A 24,022-nucleotide genomic window follows, 5' to 3' on the forward strand; every position below is an offset into this window, starting at 1 on the left:
TTATTTTTTGATAATACTTTCATTCCAGTGTTCATTCGGTGCTACTTCCAGCAGGTCTGCTACGGTAGCTGCCACATTGGATAATCCAAGCTGCTCATCCTGCTTCAGCTCTACATCAGCACCGTAAATGATGAACGGAACCTTGTTTAATGTGTGAGATGTCTTTGCCTTTACAGGAGCATCTTCCTTTTTCTTCTTTTCATACATTTCATCGGCGTTTCCATGATCAGCGGTTACGATCAGAATACCGTTAACTGCATCCACAGCCTTCTTTACACGGGCCAGCTGCAAATCCACTGACTCCACACCGATCACAGTAGCTTCAAAGTTTCCTGTATGTCCAACCATATCACCGTTTGGATAGTTCGTACGCAGGAAATCATAGTTTCCGGATTCGATTGCCGCACACAGAACATCTGTAATTTCTGCAGATTTCATCCAAGGACGCTGTTCAAACGGAATTACATCGGATTTGATTTCCACATAGTCTTCCAGCTTTTCATCCAGCTTTTCGGAACGGTTACCATTCCAGAAATACGTAACATGTCCGAATTTCTGCGTTTCACTGATTGCATATTCACGGATACCATGCTTGCACAGCTCTTCCGTCAATGTATATTTAATTTTTGGAGGGTATGTCAGGAAATTATGAGGGATGTTCAGGTCAGCATCATACTGCAGCATTCCGGCAAACATCACCTTCGGCATTCTGACACGGTCAAACTTGTCAAAGCTGTCATCTCCGTCAAACGCCAGAGAGATTTCCTGTGCACGGTCACCACGGAAGTTGAACAGAATGACACTGTCTCCATCCTCAATCGTACCAACCGGCTTTCCATCCTTCGCAATAACGAATCCAGGCAGATCCTGGTCAACTACACCGGATTCTGCACGATAGGTTTCGATTGCTTCCCTCGCAGACGCAAATTCTCTACCTTCGCCAAGCACATGCACATGCCATCCCTGCTCAACCATTGCCCAGTTTGCTTCGTAACGGTCCATGGTAATGGTCATACGGCCGCCACCGCTTGCAATGCAGGCATGGAAGCTGTCATCGTTCAGCTCAGACATGTAAGCTTCTATATCATCTACATAGGTTAATGCACTTGTTTCCGGAACATCACGTCCATCCAGCAATGCATGAACACGCACTTCCTTAACACCATCTTCCTTAGCCTTTTTAATCAAAGCCTTCAGATGGTTGATGTGAGAGTGCACGTTTCCATCAGAAAGCAATCCGAGGAAATGCATCTTTCCATCCTTACAGTTATTTACAAGTCCGCTCCAGGTTTCTGTTTTAAAGATTTCACCTGTTTCGATATTTTCATTTACCAGTTTCGCTCCCTGAGAATAAATCTGTCCGCAGCCAAGTGCATTGTGTCCTACCTCGCTGTTCCCCATATCATCATCCGTAGGAAGTCCAACTGCAAGACCATGTGCCTTGATTTCTGTATGCGGGCTGTTTTCCCACAGGTTGTCTAATGTTGGTTTATACGCTTTTTTTACGGCATTTCCAAATTCGGAATCACTGATTCCCACACCGTCCATAACCACTAATACTACTGGTCTTTTACTCATTTTCAATACCTCCTGTATTCCCTAATAATATAACACTTTTTGCTGGTTTTAGGAATCCTTTTATATCAATTTCAGCCGTTTGCATGAAATAATCTTATGCCTCTATATGTATTTTTCAAGGAAGGTATCCACCTTTTCCCAATAGGCCAGCGGATCGGCCTCTCTACTCTTTCCATGTCCGGCTCCCTTAACAATCATAAGCTCTTTTTCACCGGCAGCTGCCTTATAGAGAGGGTACACCATATCTGTTGGAACGAAATCATCCGCATCTCCATGGATGAACAGCATGGGGACCTTTTTCCTTTTTACTGCGGCTAGCGCATCCGCATCCTTTAAATCATAGCCCGCACGAAGCTTTGTCACAAGATTTGCGGCATCCAGTGCGGGAAAAGACGGCAGTCCGAACAAATCATCCAGCTGGAAGCTAAATTCATCCCAGGCACTTGTATAGCCGCAGTCTTCCACTGCGACCTTTACAGCTTTGGGAAGCTGTTCATTTCCACTCGCCATCATGACCGTGCTGGCTCCCATAGATACTCCATACAGGGCGATACTGGCTGAGCTGTCCTGCTTCAGAATATACTTCGACCATTCAACAATATCCTCGCTGTCCCATGCACCCATTCCTATGGAATCGCCTTCACTTTGTCCGTGTGAGCGAAGATCAGGCACCAGTACACGATATCGCTGTTCCGCAAAATGGTTTGCGACCTCTGCCATGTTTTTTGCTTCGCTGATGTAGCCGTGAACAACAATGACCCATTTATTTCCGGTTTGATTGATTTCATAAGCATGCAGCCTATAGCCGTCTTTATTTTTCATCCAGACATCCTTTGTATCACGCGCCATCATTTCATTATAGGAATCCTTCGATGCCTGCGCTGCTTTGGGATCCTCCTCTTCATTTCCGAATACAACGCTTTTATCACTATGTGCGTCAATCGCCAGTGTATAGAAATAATTACCGGCAAATCCAAGACCGCCCAATACCAGAATCAGCAGACTGATACCAATTCCGATTATTACCTTTGTTCTCTTTTTCATATCATCACTCCATTTACTTTTATAATCAAACTTTGTTATTATAGCAGACATTATCTGAAATGCAAGCAAATGAAGAATGAATTGAATATGAATCGTTATGAAACACCATAAAGCTGAAAAAAACTTATGATGTGATACAGAATGGAGTGAACAGCTTTATTGCATGGCTCGAATATATCATACAGAAGATTCTCATATTGAATGAAAAAGCTCTTTGCGAATTTATTTTTTCTTTTGACACATAAAAAATTTCGATAAATATAAACAAATAGTGGATTATTTAGGAATTCAGTATCTTCCATACGTATATAGGGGTGTAAGGAACCCTTACAGAATGGAGGACATTAATATGTCAAATGTAATGAATCAGCTAAACTACAGTAACGATTTATTCTTTAAGTACACCCTTTCCCGTGAGGATGAAGGCTCTGTGTACGCCCGCAACACCATTATTGAACGTGTTACCGGAATCAGGGTAAAGGAAAGCACCGTGCTCAATCCCAATCTGGATCCGGGCATCATCGGAAAGAAGCGTATCATTCTGGATGTCCATGTGAAGGATGAACAAAACCGCCATTTCAATATCGAGATGCAGACCACCTACAAGGGATTAGCGGAAATGATGCGCTTTGAATTTTACGGTGCCAGAGCATTGAACAATCAGCTCAACAGTGGTAAGGAGTACAGGGATTTAAAGCCGGTATATCAGATTATTTTCATTGACGAGTATGCATGGAACAACAGAAATCTGATCAATCAGTATCAGATGCGCAATGAGCAGGGAGAGAAGGAAAGCTACTACCCACTCATCCTTCGCACCTATATTCATATGCCGGCAATCAATGACATCGTAAGGGAGAAGGAAATACAGAGGCTGAATGACTTTGAACAGCTGGTGTATCTGTTTGAAAACAATGGAAAAAATGATATACTGAAGTCAAAGGAAAGGCTGGTGAAGGTATTCATGGATAAGTACGAGGAAATGCAGAAGGATGATGAGCTGTGGTCAACCGCAATGGCGATTCAAATGGGAGAGGCACGTTACCGCTATGGCTTGGAGGACAGCTTTGAAGAAGGAAAAATTGAAGGGGAGAAGATTGGTATACAGAAAGGTAGGATATCGCTGTTACTCAAGCTGTTAAAAAGTAAATATCATGAGGATTGCTCAGACTGGCTGCTCTCTTTGAATGATGAACAGATGGAAGCCGTATCCAGCTTGATACTGGTCTGTAATTCTTTTCAGGAGCTGAAGAATCAGGTTACGATAATGAAGTAATACATACCATCCCAACTAAGAAAACTGTTTTATGAGCGCTTCTGATAAAACAGTTTTTTGTTCTTTTTCACTCTCAAACATATAAAGCCCTGTTCATACAGTTGAGCCAGTCCGCTTCACCTCAATCTGCTCATTATCCTGAGCTATACACGTATATCGCGTATGAAGAAAACAGCAGCGCCATTCGGCATCCCAATCCCTGAAGCAGCACAGGTCTTTTACAGGACTGCAGGGAGGACAGCCTATTTCTTAATTCATCAGCCTATATTGGTATACAGGAGTTAATAATCAACAATTCCATTGCTTAAAGGCTGGCTTTCCAGTAGGTGCCCGACACGAAAACCTATCGTACATGCAATAGAAATGGAAGCTGGTGTAAGCCAGATACAGAAGTAATCCTTATAAAACAGTATGAACCAAAAAATACATATCCAAAGCAGATATGTATTCAGAGTATTCTTGAAAATGCCAGGATCAGAAACAGAACTCCACTGACCCAGGACAGCCTGCATTCTTTCAGCGATAGCACTCTGCTGCCCAGAAAGGATCCCCCCAGAATTGCCAGTATACCGACGCAGAAGCTGATGACCAGCACCGGCAGAGGCTGCACAATGCTGATACCCAGCGCAAAGCCGCTCGCCAGTGAATCAATCGACAGAGCCACAGCCAGATACAGTGCCTCCTTCAGGGAAAGCAGCTTGCTGTTATCCGCATCCGCCTTGGTTTCATCCAGATAAATGTCCAGAACAAACGATATTCCACTGTATTCAAAGCTCAGCTTTTTCCGTTTATAGGTGCCAAGAAACGACTTGATGGTTCCCTGAAACAGGGAGCTAAGACCAATCATAAAGAAAATCGTGAAGGATATCATGCGGCAGATATACGGCGGTATGAACTGCTGTATAAATGCTGCTGTATACAGGGAAAATGACAGAAACAGCACACCGATCAAGGAAATCAGAACCGCTGATTTCCAGGGTATGCGTATATGCTCGCCACCATAGGCAAGAGAGGCCAGAAAGCTGTCCAGACTCAGGGCAATGACAAGTAAAAAGGCATTCCACATGCTTATCAGACTCCTCTTTACTATCATATTGTATCTGAAAATTTATGTGACGAACGTTTTACGGAGCCTTATCCGACGGATTTCTGTTTCGGTTTCTTTCGAAGCTTTAATTCAACAGGTATTTTAGCAGCGGCCTCCTGCAGCAGAGACGCAGCAAGCTCCGCTTTTTCCTTTCTTGTGTACGTATCCGTTTTTACTTCTGATAAACGTTGCATGACACCTCTCAGCTCCTTCAGCTCCAGCAGATTTACAGCAAGTGTAAACAGCGTTTTCCTTCTGCCATCATTATAATCTGATAAAAGTTCCTTTAGAATCTCAATTTTTTCCAGCTGTTCCTTGTGATATGCAGCGGCACCTATCGTATGCATGCGCATGAAATCCTGCATGCGGTTGCGGTGCGTGATAAAGGAATCATACGCATCCGGTTCTGCATACCGCTCACAAGGAAATTCAGAGCATGCAGAGCAATACAGCGGTGTATCCTCCTTCTGCATAGCACACCGTGCAATCGCACACGCCTGATTTCCGGCACCTCCCCCGCACCCGGGACAATACCCGCCCAGATGCATACTGCAAAGTCCGCAGTTCAAGCCACATAGTGAAAACAGCTGATCCTCTCTTTCAAACCCCTTCATGCACACACCTCCGTTTTGATACAAATCTGCTTCTCTGTCTTCATTCTACCATCTCTATTTCAGAAAGTCATGACTTTTATCGGCATGTGTATATCAGAGCCGGCTTGCAGGCAGGAGGCGGTTAGATTATACAGCTGGCGATTACGAAAAAAAACAGGAAGCGAGCCATGTCGAAATTGCTCAATCCTCCTGTTCTATATATCAGGTGCTGTGTCGAAGCATGTATGCCGGATAGCGTATGCATGCCGGCAGAAGATTACAGCTCTGTAATATTACCTTTCTTATCAGCCAGAATCACACTCATATTCAGACTGTTTTTTACTGCTTTCGGAATTTCATTCCACTGCCTGCGATAGGAAACAGAGTCGTTAAATGCAATACTGTAATGTGTATTTGTATCCTCAATATGCTTTAAAACCTCGCTCAGCTTCACCGGCAGTGTCTGTTTTCTTCCCCGTTTGATCCCCTGTACATTGATCACCCAGCGCTGGCTCTCGTTGTGTGCTTCAATGAAATCCTTATTTTCGATGTATTCCCAGCCATGCTCACCCAGCCAGGATTTGATAAGATTGCATAAATCCTCTGTATTTCTCTTCATTTTTGCTTTTCTTGCGGCCAGCTTTTCTTCTTCACTCTTTGCCGGTCTTCCGCGTTTCTTATTTGGGAACATACGCTCTCTTTCCTCCAGCTGCTCTACATAAAAGCGTACCGTCAGATGAGAACCAAAGCCGGTATTTCCCTTTGGTCTTCTGAGAATCTCATCACCTTCCAGCATCAGCTTGTAGATTGCCTGGCAGCAGGTTGGCATCGTTGCATGGTTTGGGCTCACGTTCGCATGCAGCTCCTTGGAGTTTACTTCTATAAATGCCTTGCCTTCTTTTTGTGCAGTCACCTTCATGTTTTCAATAACTTCCAAGTAATCTTTAATTCCTGGACCTTTCATTCTTTAACACTCTCCTTTTATTGCTTACATTGTAAATGTTTTGATTTGTCGAATACTATCACAATTTGACCAGTTAGAAAATTTTTTTAAAAAATATGTGTATAATAGAGTTAGGAAGTGGTGAAGACATGAGAAAAATGCTATTTAAGAAAATTTTGAGCATCCTGGATGCCATCGAGCTGCAGGGTGTTAGCTTACATGATGCCCCGTTGCGTGTATATGAGGAGATTGCAGGCGAGTATTATGCCATGAAGCTCAGTGAAATTCGGGATTTGATCGGCTTTCTGAATGAAAAGAAAATGCTGAAGACAACGCCGCGTGGAATTGATTTAACGCCTGCGGCAACAATCTATGCCAAAAGCAATCAGAATTCCGGTGTGGAGGCTCTGTCTATATTTGAAAGCTTTATCAAGGATCCTTTAATTTTCAGATACTATCATGAACAGATGCGGACAAATCCGTTTCGTGATAAACAGCTTGTCCTGGAATATGTCGACAGAGAAAGCCTTCAGCTCATGCTGCAGACAACTCTGTTTGAGGTCGTGGAGGAAAAGCTGCGCTTCCATCCGCGGCTGCTGAAGGGAATATCGGATATCCTGCAGGAATACAGTGATGAAAAAGTACCGCTGGTATCCATCACACTGACTGCGCTGTACACCTCCAGTATCGTTGCTCACGAGGATATGCGTATTGACTATAAGAATACCAGCTACAGTATGATCGATTATAAATATAAGAATATCATACATGGCATCATTCCAAGAAAAGGGATCCCCCATGACCGGGATGAAACCAAGGCGCTGCAGGTATTTTATAAGGATACGCTATTTCATGAGTTTGACCATAGCTGTCCAATCTGCAGTATCAATATACCACATATGCTGATTGCATCACACATCAAGCCGTTTCGTGACTGTGCGCATATTTATGAGGCAATCGACCACGACAATGGTTTGCTCTTATGCCGCAATCATGATTATCTCTTTGATCAGGGCTATTTTACATTTGATGAAAATGGCTATATCATCTTCAGTGAAGAGCTGCTGGAAAAAGATAATCTGGACAGTGCCTACAGTCTTCGTAAGAACTACAGGCTTGCAGAATGCTATCTGAGCGAAAACCGGATGAAGTTTATGGCATATCATCGGGAATTTATTTTTCGCAGGAACAGGTAAGATATCCATTCCTTATTATAGAGATAAAATATAAAGTAAATATTAACAGAACATAAAATAGTATGTGAAATTGTCGAAGAAATGATACCTGCAGATCCTAGGAATCATACCATGAAGGAAGCTCACTGCTTCCTTTTTATATGGCAGGTTACAATACGTGGCAGCTTAAGATAAAAAAGATGTTCGAAAATCTAGGGCAGGATGATTGACTATTCTAACTGTAACTTTTATAATTACAGTAAAAGGAGGTATTGTATGAAAAAAATAGCTTTGTTTACCGTATTTGCCTGTATCATGGTCATACTGCAGGGCTGCGCAAAGGATATGCCGACGGAGGAGAATAAGGAAGCTGTACAGGAAAACAGCAATGCCTATCACAAAATTGACGCGAAGAAAGCAAAAGAAATGATGGATGCCGGAAAGGTCACGATCGTTGATGTAAGAACACAGCAGGAGTATAAGGAAAAACATATACCGGATGCCGTCCTTGTACCGAATGAAACGATTGAGGAGGAAGCGAAGGACAAGCTTACGGATACGGATGCTGTTTTGCTTGTACATTGCCGAACGGGAGTCCGCAGTAAACAGGCAAGCGACAAGCTGGTACAGATGGGTTATAAGAATGTGTATGATTTTGGTGGTATCAATGACTGGCCGTATGATACGGTAAGCGAATAAGCCTATGAATAGCGAGTTTATTATTGCACTGCATGCACTTGCCTATCTAAGGCATCGCAATACAAAGGTTTCCAGTGAGGAGCTGGCGAAAAGTATCTGTACAAATCCGGCGCGCATTCGCAAGGTGATGGCCAAGCTGAAAAAAGCCGGATTGCTGGAAACAAGAGAGGGTAACAGCGGCGGCTATGAGCTGCAAGGTGATGCATCCACGATCAAGCTGTCCGATCTTGCACAGGCGTTACAGCAGCCATTGACGAAATCCGGCTGGAGAAGCGGTGCACTGAATACCTATTGTATGGTAGCTACCGGTATGGGTACTGTTGTAGACACGCTGGAGGCTTCCCTGAATGCGGTGTGTATGCAATACCTTTCTCAAATTACAATTGAAGATATCAGCCAACAGCTGATTGCTATTGAAAACCATAAAAATAAGGAGGAATGAAGTATGGCACTCATAACAGCAAACAATGAGAATTTTTATGAACTGATTGAAAAAGAAGGAACCGTTGTGGAATTCTGGGCTCCGTGGTGCGGATACTGCAAGCGCCTGGCACCGGTTTTGAAACAGATTGCAGGAGAGTATCCAGACCTGACACTGGTACAGGTGAACATTGATGATAATGAAGAGCTTACTGAGCGCTATGGTGTGGAAACAATTCCAAGCCTGATGGTATTCCATGATAAAAAGCCATCCACTCTTTTGATTGCACCACAGGCAAAAGCGCAGGTAATCACATGGATGAAGGAACAAAAAGCTGCAGGAATCGAATAGAAGGTGAGGTGTTCTTATGAACAAGCAACTGTATGATGTGGTGATTATCGGTGGCGGTCCTGCTGGCTATAGTGCAGCTTTGTACTGTGCGAGAAGCGCGTTATCGGTTCTCGTGCTGGAAAAGCTATCAGCGGGAGGCCAGATGGCAACCACTGGAATCGTAGAGAATTATCCAGGCTTTGAGGAAGGAATCGACGGCTTTGATCTTGGAGAAAAGATGCAGCAGCAGGCAGAACGCTTTGGCGCCAAAACCGCTTATGCCGGCGTTGAAGGTGCGGATTTAACAGCACAGCCAAAGCTTTTGCATACGGACGAAGGTGATATTGAAGCAAAGACGGTAATCATCGCCACCGGAGCCTATCCAAGAGAGCTTGGTCTGCCAAACGAATCCAGCCTGCGAGGGCGCGGTGTCGCTTACTGTGCAGCCTGTGACGGCATGATGTACAAAGGAAAGGACGTCATTATCGTCGGTGGTGGAAACAGTGCCATTGCGGACGCCCTATATCTGGAAAAGATATGCAAAAGCGTTACCCTGATTCATCGTCGCGAGGAGCTCAGAGCAAGCAAGGTGTATGCAGGTCAGCTGGAAAACAGCACCATCCGCTTTGTCTGGAACAGCCGTGTAAAAGAAATTCTCGCAGATAACAAGGTCAGTGGAGCCGTTATTGAAAACTTAAAAACAAAGGAAACACAGGTCATAGCTGCACAGGGGCTGTTTGTCGCTATCGGACGCATCCCGGATACCGCAGTCTTTCAGGGACAGCTGGAAGTGAACAAGGCAGGCTATATCGTAGCGGACGAAACAACACGGACCAGTATTCCCGGTGTATTCGCCATCGGAGATGTTCGTGATAAGCCTCTGCGTCAGATCGTCACTGCAGTGAGTGATGGAGCTGTCGCTTCTAAGTTTGTAGACGAATTCCTTGCAGGATTACCGCAATAAAGTTACAATAAAACAAACATAGCAGGATGTGACGGCATTCGGGGAGGAAAGCGTATGATACAGGAATTGTTTACTTTTATTACACAGCGTTGGGATTTTCTGTTGCCGCTTATTTATGAGCATTTACAGATATCCGCAATCGCTATTGTCTTTGCCACCATAGTAGGTGTCAGTGTCGGTATTCTCATTGCGGAGAAACGAAAGGCTTCTTCTCTGACACTTGGAGTCATCAGCTTTCTGTATACGATTCCTTCCATTTCCATGCTTGGCTTTCTGATTCCGGTAACCGGGATCGGTAATACGAGCGCCATCATCGCATTAAGCATCTATGCACTGCTTCCTATTATTCGCGCTACCTATACCGGTATCACAGGTGTGGAAGATGATATTCTGGAGGCTGCCCGCGGTATGGGAAGTACTGCTTCACAGATTCTCTGGCGCATTAAGCTCCCGCTTGCCATGCCGGTTATTTTATCCGGATTTAAAAACATGGTGGTGATGACGATTGCCCTGGCGGGTATTGCTTCCTTTATCGGAGCAGGCGGTCTGGGTGTTGCCATTTACCGCGGTATCACAACCAATAATTTAACGATGACGCTGGCAGGAAGTCTGGCAGTTGCCGTACTTGCCTTTCTCTTTGATATTCTGATGAATATTCTGGAATCCTTTTTCACAAAACGGAAGCATTCCAGAAAACAGAAGCGCACTGTGGCCGTAGTGCTTCTCTGTATTCTGCTTGCGGGATGCACAACCATGCTTGCGATTCCTTCCAAAAAGGATACCATGCATATCGCCACAAAACCAATGACAGAGGAATTTATTATCGGAGAAATGTTGAAGCAGCTGATCGAAGACCGTACAGACCTTTCCGTTGAAATAACCAAGGGAGTCGGCGGAGGTACGAGCAATATTCATCCGGCAATGGTTAAGGGTGATTTTGACATGTATCCGGAATATACCGGCACCTCATGGAGCTTTGTGTTAAAGAAAAAAGAAATACCTGAGCACGATATCCTGTACAAGGAGCTTATCAGGGAATATAAGCAGCAGTATCATCTGGAATGGACAGGCTTATACGGCTTCAATAACACCTATGGTATCGCGGTCACAAAAGAAACAGCACAGCGCTATCACTTAAAGACCTATGCTGATTTGGCCAGCGTATCCAGCCGGATGTCCTTTGGCGCAGAATATGACTATTATGAACGTGATGACGGATATGATGCTATGGTAAAAGCAAATGATTTTCATTTCAAAAAGAGTGTGGACCTGGATATCGGTCTGAAATATGATGCCCTGTTGAAGGGGGAGGTGGATGCCATTCTGGTTTTCACAACGGATGGAAGAATCAGTGATCCCGCTATCGTTGTACTGCAGGATGAAAGCAATTATTTTGAAAAATATTATGCAGGAACTGTAGTCCGCGAGGAGACACTTGCCGCATATCCCCAGCTGCGCAGTGTTCTGGAGCTGTTAAATGGACAGATCAGTGAAAAAGAAATGGCGGAGATGAACAATGATGTTGAAACCAATGGCAGAAACGAGACAGATGTCGCAAGAGATTTCCTTGTGAAGAAGCAGCTTCTGGAGGTGACAAAATGAGCAGCATAAGAATGGAGCATATCTTCCACTCCTATGGAGAGCATACTGTCCTGAAGGATTTCTGTATGGATATTCAGGACGGAGAGTTTATCAGTGTTATCGGTGGAAGCGGAAGCGGTAAAACAACTGTTCTGAAGCTGATCAACGGCCTTCTGATTCCGGATCAAGGTGAAATCCATGTGCAGAATAAGGATATTCGCAAGGTGGATCAGAATGAGCTGCGCCGTAATATCGGCTATGTCATCCAAAGCATCGGTCTGTTTCCGCATATGACGATTGAGGAAAACATCGGTTATGTACTGTCCCTGACGAAACAGGATTCCTCTTTGATTCAGAAACGTGTGAAGGAAATGATGGATATCATGAAGCTGGAGGAGCAGCTGCTGAACCGTTATCCCGACGAGCTGAGCGGAGGGCAGAAGCAGCGTGTCGGTATTGCCCGTGCACTTGCTTCTCATCCGAAAATTCTGTTAATGGATGAGCCGTTCGGTGCCGTGGATGAAATCACCCGCCACTCCCTTCAGGATGAAATTCTCAGGATTTACCATGAATTGCACATCACAATTTTCTTCATCACACATGATATTCGTGAAGCACTTCGTCTTGGAACACGCGTCATGATTATGAAGGATGGCAATATTGAACAGTTCGATACACCGGATATAGTGAAAAAACAGCCGCAGACAGAATTTGTCCGACAGCTGTTATCCTACCTGAATGAGTAAACCTAGGTATATGGAACTGTATCAAATACCTTATACATATCATAATGAAAACGGAGAGATGATGCCTGAATTAAAACAGCATACATACTCTCCTTTTTTTATCTAACAAGCAGGCAGAATACCCCACCTCAGTGGTATACAAAGGAGAAGCGGCAGGGATCAGAGTCGTAATCTGTGAAGAAGCAATACAATCGAAGGCTAGTTCCATTGACGAGGATCAAATACCAGTCTATGGAAATGATGTAACGCATACCTTCACAGGGAAAAGAATCAAGCGAGGATTGTACAGAAGTAAAAACGGCATTCTAATGAATGCCGATATCAATGGAGCAAGCAATATCATACGAAAAGTATATCCATGTATGCCAAAGCGAGAGCGATGGAGTAGAGGTACCGTGAACGTACCAGTTACGTGTATTTGAACACGAACAAAACGTTTTGATGAATGTGCAGGCATTCATTGGAAGCCGCCTGCTCTTTAGCTGGCGGTAGTTCACAGCAATCTTGGTACAAGCGCTCATGTGATGGCAGCTAGTGTTGAGGGCTTTGCTAAGGAAGATATTCTAGTACAAAGAAATATATCCTGAGATTATTGCAGGTACTGTAATTGCATGGAGATGAAATATCTCCTACTCACAGCCTGAACATAAGGTGATAAAGGAAATGAATGCCTTTTAGGCATGCATATATATGCAGTATAGGTATTGGACATGATATAGTAATAAATTATAGAATAAATGTGTAAGTTAAGCTTATGCATTTATTTTTTTACGCTGAGGAGGATGATAGTATGAAAAAAAGACTAGTGGCATATTTCAGTGCAGGCGGAACAACAAAAAAAGTCGCAGAAATGATTGCCAATTGTGCGAAAGCAGACTTAATTGAGATTACTCCAAAGACACCATACACAGAACGTGACCTTAACTGGATGGATAAAAAATCCAGAAGCAGTATAGAAATGAGTGATAAGACATACAGACCTGAATTACTTGATATAGATATAGACATGAATACCTATCATGAGATAATATTAGGATTTCCCATCTGGTGGTATGTTGCACCGACAATCGTACATACATTCTTGGAAAAATATAATTTCTCAGATAAAAAAATAATTTTATTTGCTACCTCCGGTGGAAGTGGATTTGGAAATACGATGAGAGAATTGCAGCCTTCTGTACCAAACAGTGTTATAGAAGAAGGAAGGATATTTAACTACACAACCAGACAGCAAATAATTAAATGGGTAGAAACATTATAAAAATGGAGAGATATAACATGAAGAAGATAATACAAACAGCAGGAAGAAACGCATTAGAAGAATTTGCACCACAATTTGCCCATTTTAATGACGATGTGCTTTTTGGAGAAAACTGGAGCAATCATGATATCGATGTGAAAACCAGAAGTATTATAACCGTTGTCGCTCTTATGGCATCCGGTATTACAGATACATCATTAAAATTTCATTTACAAAATGCAAAAAGGCATGGTGTTACGCAGAAGGAAATTGCTGCCATTATCACACATGTTGCATTTTATGCAGGATGGCCGAAGGGATGGGCTGTATTTACTTTGGCAAAAGAAGTATGGAATGTGAATGAAGGTGATTTACCTTATGAAGATGCAGCAATGCGGGCACATGCAAAAGACATGATATTTCCAATCGGAGATCCAAACGATGATTTTGCAAAGTATTTTTCAGGAAGAAGCTTTCTTGCACCTGTTTCAACTTCCCAAGTGGCAATTTACAATGTGACATTTGAACCGGGTTGTCGCAACAACTGGCACATCCATCATGCGAAGAGCGGTGGTGGACAGATTTTAATCTGTGTTGCAGGACGCGGGTTTTATCAGGAAGAAGGAAAAAGTGTAATAGAAATGAAAGCAGGTGATTGCATCAGTATTCTGGAAGGAGTAAAACATTGGCATGGAGCAGCATCAAATGAATGGTTCTCTCATCTGGCGATAGAAGTACCGGGAATTGAAGTATCAAATGAATGGTGTGAACCTGTTACGGATGAGCAATATTTGCAATTTGAATATTAGGCACAAAGTATCACTAACAACAAATACTGCGGCTCGGACTTGGAACAGCTATTATTTGCAGCTGTAAGAGCTTTTATTATGTTTGCACTTGAAAAGACAGCACTTTAAATATGTTTCCATGAGGATTGCATATCAAAGCCTTGTGTTTGATTGTCTCCTATCCGTACTTCAAATCTGTACCTTGTAAAGTATTATCAGAAGCATATGCTTTCATCACTTGTATTTAAGCAGCTTAGCATTTCAGCTATCGCTGGTATGTATGAAATACAAGTATCAAATAGCCACATCCGATTGCAGGCGCAATCGGTCACAACCCGGAACAGGGGGTATTGTTCAATGAGAAAAGGAAGGTGTCAAATATGAAAAGAATTTTGACTACAATTATATACATTATATGTTTAACAGTACTTGTTGCATGTAGTCATAATACAACAGGTATACCAGCATCTGAGAAAAACACAGCGCAGGAGAATGATCTCAAAATAGCGGTTGTATATTTTTCAGCAACAGGTAATACGAAAGCTGTAGCAGAATTGATTGCTGATGAAGCTAAAGCGGATATCTATGAAATTATCCCAGATAAAAAGTATACTGAAGATGACCTTAATTATAATAACGATAATTGTAGAGCTAATCGTGAAATGAAGGATGATGCTTCAAGGCCTTCCATTAAGAATGATTTGAGTGCTATAACAGAGTATGATGTGATTTATCTTGGATATCCTGTATGGTGGGGAACAAATCCGAGAATTATTCAAACAGTTTTAGATAAATACGATATTAGTAACTCAAAAATATATACCTTCTGTACATCCGGAGGCAGTGGTATAGAAAGCAGTATTTCAGATTTGCAAACTATGTATTCAAACTTGAATATTGTTGCAGGCAAAAGATTCGATAATCCTACAGAAGAAGATGTTAAAGCCTGGCTGGAAAGTATAGGATAAAAATCTTATATTCAGGTTCAGTTTAAAAAGTGGGAATTATATATATGCAGTTTGAGTTATAGTATATTTCATATCCGCTTTATATAGAAGAATTAAATAATATGCTTAATTATAAGGGCTGAGCCTTATATCAAGGGAGGATACTACATTAACATTAAAGAATACTTATCTGACAGGCACAGATGTGGTGATAGAAGGTCTTACATCATTCTTGTATCATGCAGTCTTGCAGACATAAGGACAAAGATAATATTATAGGATAAGTAATAGAAGATCGTGTTAATGCCGCCATTCCATATGGGGATGACGGCATTTTTGTCTGTTTAAAAAGTCCAATTAAATCAGGTGCTTCTTTAAAATACAAGCAGCGCTTATTTGATAAGAATCTAATGTTCTGAGCCCTTTGTATGCTTGAAGGCGCATCGAGGTACGCATGAAATAGTCCTCTTCATAAGAGTTTGAGCATTTCTGCGAAGTAGTCTCCGCCTTACTTTAGACCAATGTTTTTTTATTTTGACGATGAAAATGTTATTGAAATTCCAAAAGCTCGTTTATTCTTATCATCAGCTCATCATATGGAGCTGTCGCAAAATCTGTCACATCCAGCTGCAGGGTCGTACCCAGTGCAAAGGTTCCATATCCCCGGCAGGTACAGCGCTGTATGAATTCATCATAATCCAGCAGATTGTCCGCTTCCTCATGACATTTCAGACAGATACCCTTATGATATTTCTTTAGGATATGCCCGAGGTGACGGGAGGTGTCCAAATCCCGTTTTTTCTGCCTTTCAAATAGAACATCCAGATCGGCAATCATGCGAATCGTAATAATCTGTACATGATGCTTATCACAGACCTCCTGCAGCTGATCATGCTGCTTATAGCTGAACGGATAATCGCTGAGAAGACTGATTCCCCGTGTGAATTTCCACTCCATTCTATGATAGTATTCTACCCAGCTTTTCTGAATCAGCTCTTCCTTTTCCTGTTCATTGCGGAAACCGTAGGCATCCCAGAACTCTTCCTTGATCTCATCCGGTGATAAAATTTCAAAACCGGCAAACTGCTTCATTAACAGCTCTGCCAGATAGCTTTTACCCGTACCGGGATAGCCGGCAAGCAAAATCAGTGTCTGCTTCATGAACGAACCTCCTGTTATATGGCAAGCTCAATCTCCAGATGGTAGGTATCTGCACGATAATAGGTACAGACACATTCCCTTGGATGATTATCCTTATCAAAGGATATGCGGCGTATATAAAGCAGCGGACTGCCGACAGCAATGTGCAGCAGCTCTGCCATTTCTTTGTCTGCCAGAATGGAATAGATTTTCTGCTTGGCAAAGGACCATTGAATCTGATAGGCATTGGAAAGAAAGACACGCAGAGATTCTTTCGAAAAATCATGCTCCATGACTTCCGGTACAAAGGACTGCTCGAAATAATTGATTTCCAGATAGAACGGCTCCTCCCCCGCATAGCGTACACGCTTTATGCGAATGATATCACAATCATCAGATAGCTGAAGACACTCCGCGATATCCTTGGGCGCTTTCATTACTTTTTGATTGATCATTCGTTTTACGGCGATAACTTGATCCACTCTGTTTTTCCTTGTATAGCGGACTACGCGCTGTGGTGATGTATTGGGCTGTGCCGATATGACAAAGGTTCCGTACCCGCGCTTCTTACTGACAAGCCCGTCATTGGCAAGCATCTCCATCGCTTTCCGTGCGGTTGCCCGAGATACATGATAGGTATTCATCAGCTCGCTCTCCGCCGGTATGATGCAGCCTACAGGATATTTACCGCTGATGATGTCCTGAAACAGAAGATTATACAGCTGATAATACAGCTGTTGTCTTCCACTGAAATCCAATGCACCCATGATGATCCCTCCTCATTCTACTGCCTTTTTAATCCATCCATTCTCCGCCTGTCAGATTGATGGACTGCCCTGTCAGATAAGCGGAATTATCTGTCAGCAGAAATACTGCCGCATTGATAACGTCCTGAAGATCAACCAGACGATGCATCGGGATATTCTTTTTGAAATACGGCATGACCTCTTCCGGATCAATGCTCTTCTTCTGTGCATATTCATATTTCAGCTTTTCCCACATTTCCGTGTATACAATTCCCGGACATATGGAATTTACACGTATATTGCGATCCGCAAATTCCTTTGCAATGGACTGTGTCAGTCCCTGCACACCAAACTTGCTTGCACAGTATACGGTCTGCCATGCGCTTGCCTTCTTACCGGACAGGGAGGACATGTTCAATATGGTTCCCCCACCATGCTTCAGCATTTTTTCAATCGCAACCTGACAGCACAGGAAGGTAGCCTTCAGGTTGACATTGATTGTCAAATCCCACAGTTCCTCACTGCTTTTCAGAAACGGTACCATTTTGCTTACACCGGCGGAATTGATCCAGGATGTGATAGCTCCCAGCTCCTGCTCTACTTCATCGGCAGCAGTCAGAACCACCTGCTTGTCTGTAACATCAACTTTTTTATAAACTGCTTTTCCATTTGCGTCCGTGATACTGTCCGCAACAGCCGATCCTCTTGCTTCATCCAGATCAAGGATTGCGATACCGGCACCTCTTTCCGCAAAATCCTTCGCCATGGCAGCGCCCATACCACTGCCGCCTCCCGTAATTACGATTACGCTTCCTTCCATACCTTCATGATTCATATCTATCCACCATCACTCTCTATTTTCTACTTCAGATATTCCTTAACACTTACCGGTTTATCCTGCGGCATCACCTGTATGAAGACATTTACATTCTTCTCCAATAATTCAGAGAACGCCTTATTTTCCTCAGGACTTGTTGAGATATTCTTATACAGCACACTTCGATCAGCTCGGGCACCCATGCCTCCGACATCCACTTCCTCAATGGTAATGCCGTGATCTACCAGATAGTTTAATGCTTCCGGCCCCTTGACCAGCAGAATCGTCGGTGCGTCCAGTCCCTGCTCAAAGAACTGCACACCTTCTTCCTTGGTGAAGATTCCTATTGCGATTTCTTCCGGTATTGCCATCTCCAGCACCTCGATCATATACTCATCATTCGCTGTTCCGTCATCCACGATTACCACCTGATCCGCTTTTCTGTTCTTGATCCAGGCAGTCATCACCTGTCCGTGAATCAGACGGTCATCGATTCTTGTTAATACTAAGTTTTGCACGTTGTTTTTTCTCTCCTTTCTTGAATACCGTTGTCTTTACGCCAACTGTACTCGATATGCCTGCTTTATCCGCAAGCTCCTCCAGCGTTGTTTCTTCGCTGCGCTCCAATGCAAGCGTCAGCAGCATCGGCATATTCATACCGGAAACAAGCCCGAGTTTGAAATCCTTTGAAAGATATGCGGCACTCTGGAAAGGTGTACCACCTGCAATATCAGACAAAACGATGGTTCCTGAACCGCTGCCGTCATCGGCTTCCCTCATGACAGTTTCAAGCTTTTCACGATAGGCTTCCGGAGACTCACCCGGAATGAGAGGCACCGCCCTCACTCCGTAATCTCCGCCTGCAATCATCTGCAGGCTGGCAAGCAGACCTTCACAGAATGCGCCGTGACTGATCAAAATGATATTTACCATAGCTGTCCTCTTTCGCCTTCTATCCTACATAACCCAGAATACCGCTGTAATAGCCTGCGATACCTACCAGAAAGATTGCGATAATGATCCATACAGTATTGATTTTCTTCTTCAGCATCCACCATACAAGCAATGTGATTCCCAGCGGAATCAGACCCGGAGCAAGAGAATCCAGTACACTCTGAATTGTGGTTGTTCCTTCCCCTACCTTGATTGCGAGCGGAGTATTTACCGTGACTCTGGTTGCGGCCATGGATCCGACAACCATCAGACCTACAATACTGAAGGAGTTGATGATACGGTCAATCGTACCGTTTTTAAGAATTTTCAGCAGTGATGTTTTTCCCTGCTTATATCCGGTCATAAACATGAAGTATCCGCAGCCGAAGATTAAAATTTCAAAGATTGCAAAGGACAGGATCGGTCCTAAATAGCTTCCATCCAGCGCCATGGAGCACCCGATACCAAACAGAATCGGGAACAGGATTCCCTGCATGACCGTATCACCGATACCGGCAACCGGCCCCATCAGACCGGTACGTACAGCATTGATATCCTTCTCTGTAACGTTTTCACCATTCGCATGTGCCTCCTCCATGGAACAGGCGATACCGTTGATGATCGGTCCTACGGTGAATACTTCAGAATTGTAGAATACCATATATTTTTTCAGTTCTTTTACACGTTCTTCGTTCGTGTCATACAGCTCACGAATCGGTGTCAGCATTAGGTTGGCAGCACCCAGAGCCTGTAAACGCTCATAGTTGTAGCAGGCCTCGGTACTCGTTGTCCATAACCATGTTTTAACAAGTGTTTTCTTGGAAAGCTTTTTTGTATACTCCGGCAGTTCAGCTGCTGCAGCCTGTTCAGCCGGCTGTGAAACCTCGATTGTTTCTGTTTTTTTATTTAACGAGAGACGTTTTACCTTCTTCGTTTCCGTCTGCTTCTGTGCAGTATTGCTGTTCAGATACATAACAAGTGCAATGATTGCAGAGAAAATGGAGATTGCAGTAAGTCCCAGACCGGAATATACGGTCAGGAAGAAGCCGCCGAAGAACCACGGAATTAGCTTTTTCTTACCAAGATAGCTCAACAGCATTGCAATACCCAAGGCCGGCATGATACCGCCGACAACCTGGAGTGCACTGATGACACTTTCCGGAACGGCATTGATCAGATCGCTTGCCCAGCCGCTACCGGATACAACCAGAAGGAAGGCAGGAATTCCATACAGGACAAGTGCCATACAGAAGGAAGGCACGAAGTTCATAAAACGCACACCGCGCAGATTGCCCTTTTCCAGCAGCTTATCCGCCTGATGAATCCATGCGGCGTTGACTGTCATATATACCTGATTCAGCAACAGTCCAAACATACTGAACGGAATCGCAAAGGTTACGGCCATCGTCGGATTGGCGCCGGATAAAATCGTCATCGCCGTACCGAAGATACCTGCGACGATGGTATTGCTCGGCATGGTTCCACCTGCGGAAATCCATCCCAGATAAATCAACTGAATGTTGGCCCCCGCCAGCATACCGGTCATCGGGTCCCCCATGAACAGACCAACCAGCGTACCTGTGGTCAATGGATAAACAAGACATTTCGTGACAGGGCCGAAGAACCACCACTGCCCCAGTGTAGCTAATAATGCAACTAAGATTGCTGATAACACCATAACTATTTCCTCCTGTTAGTGCTCGCCGCTTACGGAAACCAAGACCTTCCCTTTTCTTGCATAACGCAGGGTCTTTAGTTCCTCTCCCATTTCCTCCAAGGTAAGCTTTGCACTTATTATTTTCTTTGTATTGATCTGTCCGCTTTCCAGCAGGTGCACGGCACGCTCGCTGCATAACGGATTCAGAAATGACATATAAATACTGAGTTCTTTTGTATAAGCCTCAAACTGATTGAAGCTGATTGGCTGCTCTGGGTCACCGAGACCGAAAAGCAGTACCTTCGCATATTTCCCCGCAATGCGAATTGCCTGTTCCATGGTGGATTTTAAGCCGATGCATTCAATGACATAATCAATGTTTTCCTGCTTAGCGACTTCCTCGATTTCCTGATCGCTGATGGCCATGGTTGCGCCCAGCTCGAGAGCGAGTCTGCGTTTTTCCTCTTCCCGCTCAATCACAATGATTTTGGCAGCACCTGTTAATCGAATAAGCTGCAGCATCAGGGAACCGATGGCCCCCATACCATACATGGCAACCGTTTTACCGCTTTGTATCCCGATCAGATCCATACCGTGGACCGCACAGGATAACGGCTCCGTAAAGGCCGCAGCCTCCAGATCCAGTGTATCCGCTATATGATATACATTCTTTTCCGGCGGATAAACATATTCCGCAAAGCCCTTGGCTACGCCATGACGCTCCAGACAGAAGTTTGGCAGTCCCTGCTGGCACCAGATACATTTTCCGCATCCCCAGCTGGGATCACAGGCAACACGATCCCCAACCTTAAAGTATTTGCACTCAGGCCCTACCTCTGTAACGATACCGGAACACTCATGTCCCAAAATAATGGGTGGTATGACAACACTTGCGCCGTTTTTCCCCTGAAACTTATGAATATCGGTTCCGCACAGTCCGCACCAGGCAACGCGAATTTTCACTTCATCCGCTTCCGGCTTACGATCTGGAATATCACGTACTTCATATCCATAGTCGCCAATATAGAATCCTGCTTTCATATGCTATTCACCATCCATATTTTTAAACAAATGAATTTTTCGCTCTACGATTTCCGTAATAGTATCCAGACATGGTACGACATTATCACGATTGGATATATTCTCACGATGTTCTTCATAACATTCTCTGGATTTACGATTCCAGCCGACCAGCAGCTCGGTTCCAACATTGAACTTGCGGATGCCCAGATCAATGACACGTTTTACATCATCTTCCTTAACACCGGTTCCTCCATGAATGACCAGAGGGATATCAACTGCCTTCTGCAGCTCCCTCAGGCGTTCATAATTTATATTCGTTTTTGATTTGTACTGGCCGTGGTTCGTCCCGATTGCCACTGCCAGAGCATCAATTCCCGTCTGCTTCACAAACTCGACAGCATCCTCAGGATCCGTGTAACAGGCATCCTCCTGGCTCACGGCGATACCGTCCTCCGTTCCTCCGACAGTCCCAAGCTCTGCCTCCACACTTACATGATGGATTCTGGCGTAATCGACAACCCGCTTTGTCCCCAGAATGTTTTCCTTTAAGGGAAGGGAAGACCCGTCAAACATAACAGAGCTGTAGCCTGCGTCAATCGCCTTGCGAATCTCATCATAATCCTTAGCATGATCCAGGTGAAGAACGACATTGACTCCGTATTCCTCTGCCATAGAGCGGCAGACTGCGACAAGATTTTTGTGACCGACATAATTCGCGGTTCCGCAGCTTGTCTGAATAATAACCGGTGTTTTCTGATGAACCGCTGCTTTGATGATAGCAGGCAGCATCTCCAGGTTATGCGTATTGAACGCCCCAATCGCCATATGCAGCGACTCTGCCTCCTTCAGCACTTCCTTTAATGTTGTATACATAATTTCCTCCTTTAATAACCTGTATGCAATGGAGAATCTGGATCCTCCTTTTGTGGTAATCCTGTACATCTCAGCGTTAACTTTCTGAAATATACGAATATCATAATATCAAAATATACGTACGTTTTGATTTACAAGCACATTATACTTGATTACATAAAAAATACAGCGCTTTCACACTGAAAACACATTCTGAAATTGTGATAAATAGTAAAATTCATGAATGGCCATTCATGGTACAATGATAGAGAAAACACACAGGGAGGTAAGCATATGTTTATACAAATTGATAAAGGTATATATGAAAAGCTGTCAGAAGCGGAGAAGGGGGTCATTCAGTTTTTAAACCAGAATGAAGAAAAGATTCCCTATATGAGCATCACCAATATTGCAGAGAAAACCTTCACATCACAATCAACGGTATCCAGAGCGATTCAGAAATGCGGTTATCAGGGGATTTCTCAGCTGCGCTATGCGATTTCTCAGCAGGAGCAGATGAAGGAGCATCACGAATCCAGCTATGGAGTAAATAATATCCTCGCAAAATCATATCGGGAAAGTACAAAAACGATTGATAATATCAGTCCGGTTGCCATGCTGAAAACAATTGAATACATCAAGCAGGCAAAGCGTATATTCATCTTTGCCAGAGGCTTTACGGCATTGATCGCAGAGGAATTTCAAATGTACCTGCAGCTGCTGGGCTACAATGCCATCATCGTTAAGGATGTGAAATGGATGGAGAATACCGAACGGATTGTCACAAAGGACGATATTGCCTTTATTCTATCCCTGCGAAATTCCACGCCGGAGCTGGCAAGAAGCGCCAGAGCTGCAAGAATGAAGGGTGCCAAGGTGATTACCTGCTGCTGTAAATCTCCCTGTGAGCTGGAGAAATTTTCCGACATTGCGATTTACGGACATTCCGAGCAGATCATGAAGGTCAGTGGAATGACGGTGTATTCAAGGATACCGCTGCTGATCATTACCAGAACAATCATTGAATACATCGGACAGTAAGTCCTTGTGATTACGTTTTGGAATAGGTTCCCGTCATTCGATGATACTCCTGCCGGAACACTGATGTAGTTTTCTGAATTGCATACGATGTTTTAAGAATTTAACTCTTTGTATATTACCTTTATTGTACTATTATCTTCAAAATCAAAGATGTGATGATGATTGTCTGTCCGCTCGTTCTGACTTGACTTTTAAATAGCCTATGGGTTCTGACTAATAAAGAATACGAGGGGTTCTGAAAAAGCTGCAGTATCCGTTATTACAGAATATCTGCAGCTTATGATATTCATAGATTTCAAGCAGTCTTTTAAGCACCGTCTCTATTGTTGTAGCATAGCAATCTATCGGTTTTCACCGCCATGTCAGTACGTGTTCCTGCTTTCATAATTCTTTTTCCCACC

General features: G+C 43.7%; 26 protein-coding genes. 13 read left to right on the forward strand and 13 right to left on the reverse strand.

Annotated features, from left to right (window positions below):
- Together gpmI and ACESPQ_RS10240 are read right to left on the reverse strand one after the other, a co-directional pair.
- Positions 1–1,578: a 2,3-bisphosphoglycerate-independent phosphoglycerate mutase gene (gene gpmI / locus ACESPQ_RS10235; RefSeq protein ID WP_257327452.1), complete on the reverse strand. Its 1,578-nt coding sequence runs from the start codon at positions 1,576–1,578 to the stop codon at positions 1–3.
- A gap of 102 nt (positions 1,579–1,680) precedes the next feature.
- Entirely contained in the window at positions 1,681–2,622 is a 942-nt protein-coding gene (locus tag ACESPQ_RS10240; protein WP_373144331.1) for an alpha/beta hydrolase, read from the reverse strand.
- 349 nt (positions 2,623–2,971) lie between these two features.
- Between ACESPQ_RS10240 and ACESPQ_RS10245 the strand changes: the two genes are divergently transcribed.
- Positions 2,972–3,898 carry an Rpn family recombination-promoting nuclease/putative transposase gene (locus ACESPQ_RS10245; RefSeq protein WP_257327450.1) on the forward strand — a complete coding sequence of 309 codons (927 nt, stop codon included), beginning with the start codon at positions 2,972–2,974 and terminating at the stop codon, positions 3,896–3,898.
- Positions 3,899–4,346: 448 nt separating this feature from the next.
- Here the strand turns inward: ACESPQ_RS10245 and ACESPQ_RS10250 are convergent, their stop codons facing one another.
- From ACESPQ_RS10250 to ACESPQ_RS10260, 3 genes are all read right to left on the reverse strand, one after another.
- Positions 4,347–4,964, reverse strand: coding sequence for a manganese efflux pump (locus tag ACESPQ_RS10250; RefSeq protein ID WP_008816193.1), 618 nt, complete (start codon positions 4,962–4,964; stop codon positions 4,347–4,349).
- Between the two features lie 68 nt (positions 4,965–5,032).
- On the reverse strand, positions 5,033–5,599 hold the full coding sequence (locus ACESPQ_RS10255) for a DUF3795 domain-containing protein (RefSeq protein ID WP_044904353.1): 567 nt from the start codon (positions 5,597–5,599) through the stop codon (positions 5,033–5,035).
- Positions 5,600–5,855: 256 nt separating this feature from the next.
- On the reverse strand, positions 5,856–6,542 hold the full coding sequence (locus ACESPQ_RS10260) for a hypothetical protein (RefSeq protein ID WP_002606536.1): 687 nt from the start codon (positions 6,540–6,542) through the stop codon (positions 5,856–5,858).
- Between the two features lie 128 nt (positions 6,543–6,670).
- Here ACESPQ_RS10260 and ACESPQ_RS10265 point away from each other — a divergent pair, with 128 nt between their 5' ends.
- The 11 genes from ACESPQ_RS10265 to ACESPQ_RS10315 all read left to right on the forward strand — a co-directional run bounded on the left by ACESPQ_RS10265 (position 6,671) and on the right by ACESPQ_RS10315 (position 15,433).
- Positions 6,671–7,717 carry an HNH endonuclease gene (locus ACESPQ_RS10265; RefSeq protein ID WP_109770761.1) on the forward strand — a complete coding sequence of 349 codons (1,047 nt, stop codon included), beginning with the start codon at positions 6,671–6,673 and terminating at the stop codon, positions 7,715–7,717.
- 255 nt (positions 7,718–7,972) lie between these two features.
- A complete protein-coding gene (locus tag ACESPQ_RS10270; RefSeq protein ID WP_109770762.1) occupies positions 7,973–8,395 on the forward strand; it encodes a rhodanese-like domain-containing protein in 423 nt (140 codons plus the stop codon).
- Positions 8,396–8,399: 4 nt separating this feature from the next.
- On the forward strand, positions 8,400–8,837 hold the full coding sequence (locus ACESPQ_RS10275) for an RrF2 family transcriptional regulator (protein WP_002606539.1): 438 nt from the start codon (positions 8,400–8,402) through the stop codon (positions 8,835–8,837).
- Between the two features lie 3 nt (positions 8,838–8,840).
- Positions 8,841–9,167: a thioredoxin family protein gene (locus ACESPQ_RS10280; RefSeq protein WP_109770763.1), complete on the forward strand. Its 327-nt coding sequence runs from the start codon at positions 8,841–8,843 to the stop codon at positions 9,165–9,167.
- A gap of 16 nt (positions 9,168–9,183) precedes the next feature.
- A complete protein-coding gene (trxB, locus tag ACESPQ_RS10285) occupies positions 9,184–10,110 on the forward strand; it encodes a thioredoxin-disulfide reductase (RefSeq protein WP_242408083.1) in 927 nt (308 codons plus the stop codon).
- A gap of 54 nt (positions 10,111–10,164) precedes the next feature.
- Positions 10,165–11,712, forward strand: a complete 1,548-nt coding sequence (locus ACESPQ_RS10290) for a glycine betaine ABC transporter substrate-binding protein (RefSeq protein WP_373144332.1) — start codon at positions 10,165–10,167, stop codon at positions 11,710–11,712.
- On the forward strand, positions 11,709–12,437 hold the full coding sequence (locus tag ACESPQ_RS10295; RefSeq protein WP_002606543.1) for an ABC transporter ATP-binding protein: 729 nt from the start codon (positions 11,709–11,711) through the stop codon (positions 12,435–12,437). The genes ACESPQ_RS10290 and ACESPQ_RS10295 overlap by 4 nt, the downstream gene beginning before the upstream one ends.
- 131 nt (positions 12,438–12,568) lie before the next feature.
- Entirely contained in the window at positions 12,569–12,859 is a 291-nt protein-coding gene (locus ACESPQ_RS10300; RefSeq protein WP_257327448.1) for a transposase, read from the forward strand.
- Positions 12,860–13,227: 368 nt separating this feature from the next.
- Entirely contained in the window at positions 13,228–13,698 is a 471-nt protein-coding gene (locus ACESPQ_RS10305) for a flavodoxin (protein ID WP_002606583.1), read from the forward strand.
- 17 nt (positions 13,699–13,715) lie between these two features.
- Positions 13,716–14,486 carry a carboxymuconolactone decarboxylase family protein gene (locus tag ACESPQ_RS10310; protein WP_373144333.1) on the forward strand — a complete coding sequence of 257 codons (771 nt, stop codon included), beginning with the start codon at positions 13,716–13,718 and terminating at the stop codon, positions 14,484–14,486.
- A gap of 359 nt (positions 14,487–14,845) precedes the next feature.
- Positions 14,846–15,433 carry a flavodoxin gene (locus tag ACESPQ_RS10315; RefSeq protein WP_002606585.1) on the forward strand — a complete coding sequence of 196 codons (588 nt, stop codon included), beginning with the start codon at positions 14,846–14,848 and terminating at the stop codon, positions 15,431–15,433.
- 528 nt (positions 15,434–15,961) lie between these two features.
- Here the strand turns inward: ACESPQ_RS10315 and ACESPQ_RS10320 are convergent.
- Genes ACESPQ_RS10320 through ACESPQ_RS10355 form a run of 8 tightly spaced genes read right to left on the reverse strand, consistent with a single transcriptional unit; the run spans position 15,962 to position 22,601 of the window.
- Positions 15,962–16,573: an AAA family ATPase gene (locus ACESPQ_RS10320; RefSeq protein WP_373144334.1), complete on the reverse strand. Its 612-nt coding sequence runs from the start codon at positions 16,571–16,573 to the stop codon at positions 15,962–15,964.
- A 14-nt stretch (positions 16,574–16,587) separates the two neighbouring features.
- On the reverse strand, positions 16,588–17,319 hold the full coding sequence (locus tag ACESPQ_RS10325) for a GntR family transcriptional regulator (protein WP_002606587.1): 732 nt from the start codon (positions 17,317–17,319) through the stop codon (positions 16,588–16,590).
- Positions 17,320–17,347: 28 nt separating this feature from the next.
- Positions 17,348–18,133, reverse strand: a complete 786-nt coding sequence (locus ACESPQ_RS10330; RefSeq protein ID WP_002606588.1) for an SDR family NAD(P)-dependent oxidoreductase — start codon at positions 18,131–18,133, stop codon at positions 17,348–17,350.
- A gap of 26 nt (positions 18,134–18,159) precedes the next feature.
- Entirely contained in the window at positions 18,160–18,633 is a 474-nt protein-coding gene (locus ACESPQ_RS10335) for a PTS system mannose/fructose/N-acetylgalactosamine-transporter subunit IIB (RefSeq protein ID WP_002606589.1), read from the reverse strand.
- Positions 18,602–19,048, reverse strand: a complete 447-nt coding sequence (locus tag ACESPQ_RS10340) for a PTS sugar transporter subunit IIA (protein ID WP_002606590.1) — start codon at positions 19,046–19,048, stop codon at positions 18,602–18,604. The genes ACESPQ_RS10335 and ACESPQ_RS10340 overlap by 32 nt, the downstream gene beginning before the upstream one ends.
- Before the next feature lie 19 nt (positions 19,049–19,067).
- Positions 19,068–20,726: a PTS system mannose/fructose/sorbose family transporter subunit IID gene (locus ACESPQ_RS10345; protein ID WP_257270852.1), complete on the reverse strand. Its 1,659-nt coding sequence runs from the start codon at positions 20,724–20,726 to the stop codon at positions 19,068–19,070.
- 15 nt (positions 20,727–20,741) lie between these two features.
- On the reverse strand, positions 20,742–21,746 hold the full coding sequence (locus ACESPQ_RS10350; protein ID WP_002606592.1) for a zinc-dependent alcohol dehydrogenase family protein: 1,005 nt from the start codon (positions 21,744–21,746) through the stop codon (positions 20,742–20,744).
- Positions 21,747–21,749: 3 nt separating this feature from the next.
- Positions 21,750–22,601 (reverse strand): class II fructose-bisphosphate aldolase, encoded by an 852-nt coding sequence (locus ACESPQ_RS10355; RefSeq protein WP_373144335.1) that lies wholly within the window; start codon positions 22,599–22,601, stop codon positions 21,750–21,752.
- A gap of 273 nt (positions 22,602–22,874) precedes the next feature.
- Here ACESPQ_RS10355 and ACESPQ_RS10360 point away from each other — a divergent pair, with 273 nt between their 5' ends.
- Positions 22,875–23,621 carry a MurR/RpiR family transcriptional regulator gene (locus tag ACESPQ_RS10360; RefSeq protein WP_065530233.1) on the forward strand — a complete coding sequence of 249 codons (747 nt, stop codon included), beginning with the start codon at positions 22,875–22,877 and terminating at the stop codon, positions 23,619–23,621.
- Positions 23,622–24,022: the final 401 nt, after the last annotated feature.

The sequence above is a fragment of the Clostridium sp. HGF2 genome (genome assembly GCF_964240115.1).
GTDB classification, from domain to species: domain Bacteria; phylum Bacillota_I; class Bacilli_A; order Erysipelotrichales; family Erysipelotrichaceae; genus Clostridium_AQ; species Clostridium_AQ innocuum.